The sequence below is a fragment of the Blautia sp. CAG:257 genome, from assembly GCF_000433815.1.
GTDB lineage: Bacteria > Bacillota > Clostridia > Lachnospirales > Lachnospiraceae > Blautia_A > Blautia_A caecimuris.
This window is the reverse complement of the sequence record NZ_HF999040.1, coordinates 1-5710: the sequence shown is the minus strand read 5'-3', so window position 1 is coordinate 5710 and position 5710 is coordinate 1. Positions and strand designations below refer to the sequence as shown.

The following is a 5710-nucleotide window of genomic DNA, read 5'->3' as shown; positions in this document are numbered from 1 at the left end:
ACTGTTTTATGTTGGTATGACCAGGGCAAAAAAAAAGCTCACCTTGTGTTACGTGAAGCGGCAGTACGAAAAGGACAGAGAACCGTCCAGATTTTTAAAGGAGGCAGGAGTATGAAAGCAGTCATTTATTTTACAGAGATCCCCCCACAGTATGAGCACAAAAATATGGGGCATATGGCAGGAGAAAAGCTTCTGGAAGAAGCGCTTCTGAAAGAATATGGACGGAAGCTTGCTTTTGAGCCAAGAGCAAAAGGCGAGCATGGAAAGCCGTTTTTTACTTTACAGCCCAAAATTCATTATAACATCAGTCATTCCGGAAAGTACGTGGTGTGTGTGATCGCCGGAGAAGAAGTGGGAATTGATATTCAGGAACACAGAGAACTGGATTATGAAAAAGGCCTGCAGAGACTGGTTCCGGAATCTATGCTTCAGGAAATTCTGGAGTCAGACCATGTAAAAGAATCTTTTTATGATCAGTGGGTGCTTCGAGAGGCGTATATGAAATGGACGGGCGAGGGATTTTCCAGAGATCCCCGTACAATCCCAATGGACAGAGGCTCTTATGCCATGCTGGAAATGGAGCCAGGCTACAGTGGGGCTGTGTGGTCAGAAGATCCTCTGGAGATCAGATGGGAGTATCTGGAAATAAGTATTCCGTAAAATCCGGTAATGAAACAGAGATTGTCCTCATATATTATGTGTAAAGAGGGGGGAGGACAATGGAGGCCAGTCAGATCCAGAATCTGTTTGCCGGAAATATCCGGCGGCTTCTTGTCCAGACGGAGATCGATTACGACAGATTGTACGAGATCCGTCTCCGGGCAGGAAGGCCGCTGTTTCTCACTTATGATAAAGGCGAATGTTTTTTAAGAACAAAGGGCAGGGAGCCGTATGTGGTAACAAGAGAGGATCTGAAAGAGACACTGGAATACGTAAGCGGGTATTCTCTGTACGCCTATGAGGATGAACTTCGCCAGGGATATATGAGCGTACAGGGAGGCCACAGGGTAGGGGTTACCGGAAAAGTGATCCTGGATGGCGACCGGATCAGGGGAATGAAATATATTTCCTGTATCAATGTGCGTCTGACTCATCAGATACCAGGATGCGCAGACGCTGTAATGCCCTATATCCGAAAAGAAAAATGGACAGCCCATACACTGATCATCTCACCGCCCAGATGTGGAAAAACCACACTTTTAAGGGATGTGATCCGACAGCTCAGCAATGGCTTCGGAAAGATTCCGGGTGTTACAGTTGGCGTGGTGGATGAGAGAAGCGAGCTGGCAGGCTGCTATCAGGGCATCCCCCAGAATGACCTGGGAATGAGAACGGATGTGCTGGACTGCTGTCCGAAAGCCCAGGGAATGCAGATGCTGATACGAGCCATGTCCCCGGCGGTAGTGGCAGTGGATGAGCTTGGAAAGGAAGAGGACTTCCGCGCAGTGGAAGCGGTGATCCACAGTGGGTGCAGACTGATCGCCACTGCCCATGGAGAGAATGTGGAAGCTGTGCTTGCCACACCCTTTTTTGCAGGGCTGAAAAAAATGCGAGTATTTGACAGATATATTGTTCTGGGAAAAGAAAAAAGAGCCGGTATTATCAGGGGGATTTTTGACGGAAGGGGAGTTCCATGCTGAAATTTGCAGGCATTCTCATGATTTTTATTGCAGGGACCGGCATGGGGACTGCAAAGAGTATGGAGCTTACAAAAAGAGAGCGGAATCTGAAAAAATTCCTGTGGCTGACCTCATGTTTAAAGGGGACAGTGCGCTGCGGCAATAGCTGTTTTCCTGAGGCGTTTCTGGAAATTTCAGAAAAGTTTGACGGTATGTACCAGGAGTTCCTTCAGAGTCTTGCGGACAGGCTGAAAGGTCAGAAAGGTCAGACCCTTGGACAGATTTTCCGGGACTGTGCAAAAAAAGAGTTCCGGACCGCAGGTTTTTCTGCAGAAGAAATGGAACTGATCGCTTCTCTTGGAGACAGGCTTGGCTATCTGGACAGAGAAATGCAGCTAAGGCAGCTGGATATTTTTGAGGAAGAGCTGTGCAGGAGGCTGGATTTTCTGGCCTGCCAGCTTCCGGAAAAAAAGAAACTATGCCGGAATTTGGGGATTCTGGGAGGGATTTTTCTGGGAGTGCTTTTGTGGTAGGAAGAAAACTGTGCAGAGCTTGGGAAAGGAGGACGATTTGGAAGTCGGTATTATTTTTAAAATAGCGGCAGTGGGAATCCTTGTTTCTGTTCTTTCTCAGATACTGAAACACAGTGGCAGAGATGAGCAGGCGTTTCTGGTAAGTCTTGCCGGACTTCTGGTGGTTCTCTTCTGGATCGTTCCCTATATATACGATCTGTTTGAAAGTATACAGACTCTTTTTGTTATGTAGCCGGAGCAGATGCGGAAGGAGCGGAGCATGGATATTATAAAGATTTCTCTTCTTGGTGTATGCGGCGTAATGCTTGGATTTTTTCTGAAAGGAACAAAGCCGGAATACGCTGTTTTTGTAACTGTGGGAATCGGGATTATGATCCTGGGGCTTGCAGCAGGAAAGATAGAGTATATATTTTCAGCGGTGGATCGGCTGAAAGACAGCCTTCCTCTGGATGAAGGCTATCTGGCAACGCTGATAAAAATGATCGGTATTACCTACATCGGACAGTTTTCTGCAGGAATATGCAGAGATGCAGGGCATCAGGCAACGGCAGGACAGATCGAGCTGTTCTGTAAGCTGTCTATTATGGTCCTCAGTATTCCTGTGCTGATGGCGCTTCTGGATACGATCCAGAAGTTTTTTGTATGAAGAGGCTTTATAAAACTGGGATTTTTGTTTTATGCACCGCATTTATCATCTTTTGCGGAACAAAAGTCGTACAAGGGGCAGAAGAGGCTGATACGGCAGAGCAGATCCAGGGGGAGCTTCTTTCGGAGCTTGATTTCGGTCAGGTTCAGAGGATGCTGGACGAGCTTTTGGGGACAGAAAGCTTTTCTTTTCAGGAAGCTCTGAAGAAATTAATAAACGGGGAAGAAGCGATTTCAAAAGAGACAGTGCAGGAATTTCTGCGCGGTCTTTTTTTTTCCGGTTTTGAGAGAGAGAGGGAGCTGTTTGCAAAAATTCTGGTGCTGGTGATTCTTGCGGCAGTGTTTACAAATTTTGCTTCTGTGTTTGAAAACGGACAGGTGGGAGATGTCAGTTTTTATGTGGTGTATATTCTTCTGTTTACGCTTCTGATGGATTCTTTTTATGAAAAAACACGTTCGCTGCATCATACGATCTCATGGATCGTGGAATTTATGAAGGCGCTGTCTCCGGCATATTTTATGACAGTGGCGGCATCTTCCGGAGCTCTGTCAGCAGCTGTGTTTTATGAAGGAGTTCTTCTTCTGGTGTGGCTGATCCAGTGGATTCTTCTGAATGTTCTTTTGCCTGCGGCGGAGATTTATGTTCTTCTGCGTCTGGTAAATCATCTGTCCAGAGAAGAAATGCTGGGAAAATTTGCAGAATTTTTAAAAACAGTGGTCAGCTGGGCGCTAAAAACTCTTCTGGGCCTTGTAGCAGGGCTTCAGGTTGTCCGGGGGCTGGTGGCTCCGGTTATGGATTCTCTGAAAAGAAGTGTGATCGGAAAAGCAGCAGGAGCCTTGCCGGGAGTGGGAAACGCTGTGAATATGGTAACAGAACTGGTGATCACCAGCGCGGTTCTTGTGCGCAACTGTCTTGGGGTTTTGATCCTTCTGGCAACGGTGGCAGCGGGAGCGGGGCCTGTGATCCATTATGGAATGCTGTCTTTGACCTACCGTTTTCTGGCGGCAGTATCTCAGCCGGTGTCTGATAAGCGGATGGTGGAATGTCTGTCTACTATGGGAGAAGGCTTTGAGATTCTTCTGAAAATCCTTTTTACAGCAGAAGTGCTCTGCATTCTGACGTTTCTTATTATTATGGCAGGAATACAGGGAGGAGGCGTATGAGAGAAGAAATTTATCAGTGGATGAAAGGTCTTGCAGTGTTTTATCTGTTTTTTACAGCAGTTCTTCAACTGGTTCCCGACCGGAAATATGAGCGCTATGTACGCTCTTTTATGGGACTTCTTCTGATCTACATGCTCTGTACTCCTGTGTTTGCCCTGTTTGGAAAAGGCGGTCAGTTCCTGGAAAGCTTTTCAGATACTTTTTACCGGGAACAGAACAGGATGGACAGGCTGGAAGCAGAAGAGCTTCAGACTTTTTATCTGAAACAGGGATACGAAAATGAGATTTCTTCTAAAATTGAAGAATTGTTAAAAGAATCAGGAATAAATCCTTCTGAGACTGCCGTACATATAGAAGGAGAGCGGATATCCGCAGTACTGACTGTGAAACAGGAGCTGACCCGGGAACAGGAAAGGGGGATTCGGGATGACCTCAGGAAGAGCTTCGGAATCGAAGAAAAGGACTGTAAGATCCTTACTGACAGAAATGACGGGGCAGCAGTGGATGGTTCTTCTGCTTCTGGGAATGCTTCTGACAGTAATCGCGCTTCCGGTATCAGACAGTAAGGAACAGACAGAGGAAAAGCAGGATCTTACGGAAAATACAGAAAGCTGTGAGGGGGACAGAACACTTCTGGAGGCAAAGCTGGAATCCATTCTGGAAAATACAGAAGGTGTGGGAAAGGTGCAGGTACTTCTGATGACCGGAGAGGGAAAACAGGGATTTTACGGAACGGAAAACACGGAAGTGACAGGTGTGCTGATTGCGGCAGAGGGGGCGGATAATTCTGTTACCGTGCAGAATATTCAGCAGGCTGTAATGGCATTATTTCAGATTGAAGCCCATAAAATAAAAATAATGAAAATGAAATGAGGAGAGTAAAGTGAAAAAAATTATGAAAAAGAATCAGGTGATCATCACCTCGCTGGCAATTCTGATCGCAGTAGCCGGATACCTGAATTTTGCGGATGTAGATCTGGGATTTAAGGATAAAGAGGCCAGTACAGACAGCAGCAGTATTCTGGAGGAGGTAGAGTATGATCTGACAGATGAAACAGCCCTTCTGGATGAGAACGGGGCAGATGGCCAGGGAGATCTTTCAACTACAGGAACTCCCGGGGAAGCCGTACTTACAGGAGCTTCTGATTTTGCAGCCCAGGCAAAGCTTTCCAGAGAGCAGGTGCGCTCTCAGAACAAGGCAGAGCTTCAGGAGATCATTGGAAATACCGATATCAGTGAGGAGAAAAAGCAGGAAGCCATCAATACCATGGTATCCATGACTGAGCTTGCGGAAAAAGAAGCGGCGGCAGAGCTTCTTCTGGAAGCAAAAGGATTTGAGAATGTGGTTGTGAATCTGACCGGGGAGACAGCGGATATTGTAGTGCCGGACAGCGCTCTGGAGGATGCGCAGAGGGCGCAGATCGAGGATATTGTAAAAAGAAAGACCGGCATCGCAGCAGAAAATATTGTGATCACACCTCTGAGTCAGAGCAGCGATGAAGCAGAAGCTGTCCCGGAAGGTGAAGAGGAGCTGGAGGAAACAAACGGAGAGGCTGAGGAGATCGGTGAAACAGAAGATTCAGGGGAAGCATCGGGATCCGGAGAGGATTATGAGGAGCAGGAAACCTCGGCAGAGGCTTCAGACGAGTATGTAATACAGACAGAAGGGATTTATGACTGACCGGTATCCGGATGAATAGAAAAAGGCGCCCCTCTTCCGGCAATGTCATTTAGTTAAGACATTGAGTC

9 protein-coding genes are annotated in these 5710 nt (G+C 46.9%); all 9 read left to right on the top strand.

The genetic code is table 11. The features are described 5' to 3' along the window. Positions 1-111 precede the first annotated feature (111 nt). The 9 genes from QVP40_RS06030 to QVP40_RS05990 are packed head-to-tail and all read left to right on the top strand — an operon-like array spanning position 112 to position 5642. Positions 112-660 (top strand): 4'-phosphopantetheinyl transferase family protein, encoded by a 549-nt coding sequence (locus tag QVP40_RS06030; protein WP_022067584.1) that lies wholly within the window; start codon positions 112-114, stop codon positions 658-660. A 59-nt stretch (positions 661-719) separates the two neighbouring features. Continuing rightward, positions 720-1640, top strand: a complete 921-nt coding sequence (gene spoIIIAA / locus QVP40_RS06025; protein ID WP_022067583.1) for a stage III sporulation protein AA — start codon at positions 720-722, stop codon at positions 1638-1640. After that, positions 1634-2152 (top strand): stage III sporulation protein AB, encoded by a 519-nt coding sequence (locus tag QVP40_RS06020; RefSeq protein ID WP_022067582.1) that lies wholly within the window; start codon positions 1634-1636, stop codon positions 2150-2152. Before spoIIIAA ends, QVP40_RS06020 begins: the two co-directional genes overlap by 7 nt. 37 nt (positions 2153-2189) lie before the next feature. Further along, positions 2190-2384, top strand: a complete 195-nt coding sequence (gene spoIIIAC, locus QVP40_RS06015; protein WP_022067581.1) for a stage III sporulation protein AC — start codon at positions 2190-2192, stop codon at positions 2382-2384. 27 nt (positions 2385-2411) lie between these two features. Continuing rightward, positions 2412-2798 (top strand): SpoIIIAC/SpoIIIAD family protein, encoded by a 387-nt coding sequence (locus QVP40_RS06010; protein WP_022067580.1) that lies wholly within the window; start codon positions 2412-2414, stop codon positions 2796-2798. Then, positions 2795-3961, top strand: a complete 1167-nt coding sequence (locus tag QVP40_RS06005; protein WP_022067579.1) for a stage III sporulation protein AE — start codon at positions 2795-2797, stop codon at positions 3959-3961. The genes QVP40_RS06010 and QVP40_RS06005 overlap by 4 nt, the downstream gene beginning before the upstream one ends. Further along, positions 3958-4527: a stage III sporulation protein AF gene (locus tag QVP40_RS06000; protein ID WP_022067578.1), complete on the top strand. Its 570-nt coding sequence runs from the start codon at positions 3958-3960 to the stop codon at positions 4525-4527. The genes QVP40_RS06005 and QVP40_RS06000 overlap by 4 nt, the downstream gene beginning before the upstream one ends. Then, a complete protein-coding gene (locus QVP40_RS05995; protein WP_022067577.1) occupies positions 4466-4834 on the top strand; it encodes a stage III sporulation protein AG in 369 nt (122 codons plus the stop codon). The genes QVP40_RS06000 and QVP40_RS05995 overlap by 62 nt, the downstream gene beginning before the upstream one ends. A 10-nt stretch (positions 4835-4844) precedes the next feature. After that, the gene (locus QVP40_RS05990) at positions 4845-5642 is read left to right on the top strand and encodes a SpoIIIAH-like family protein (RefSeq protein ID WP_022067576.1); all 798 of its coding nucleotides are present in this window, start codon (positions 4845-4847) and stop codon (positions 5640-5642) included. Positions 5643-5710: the final 68 nt, after the last annotated feature.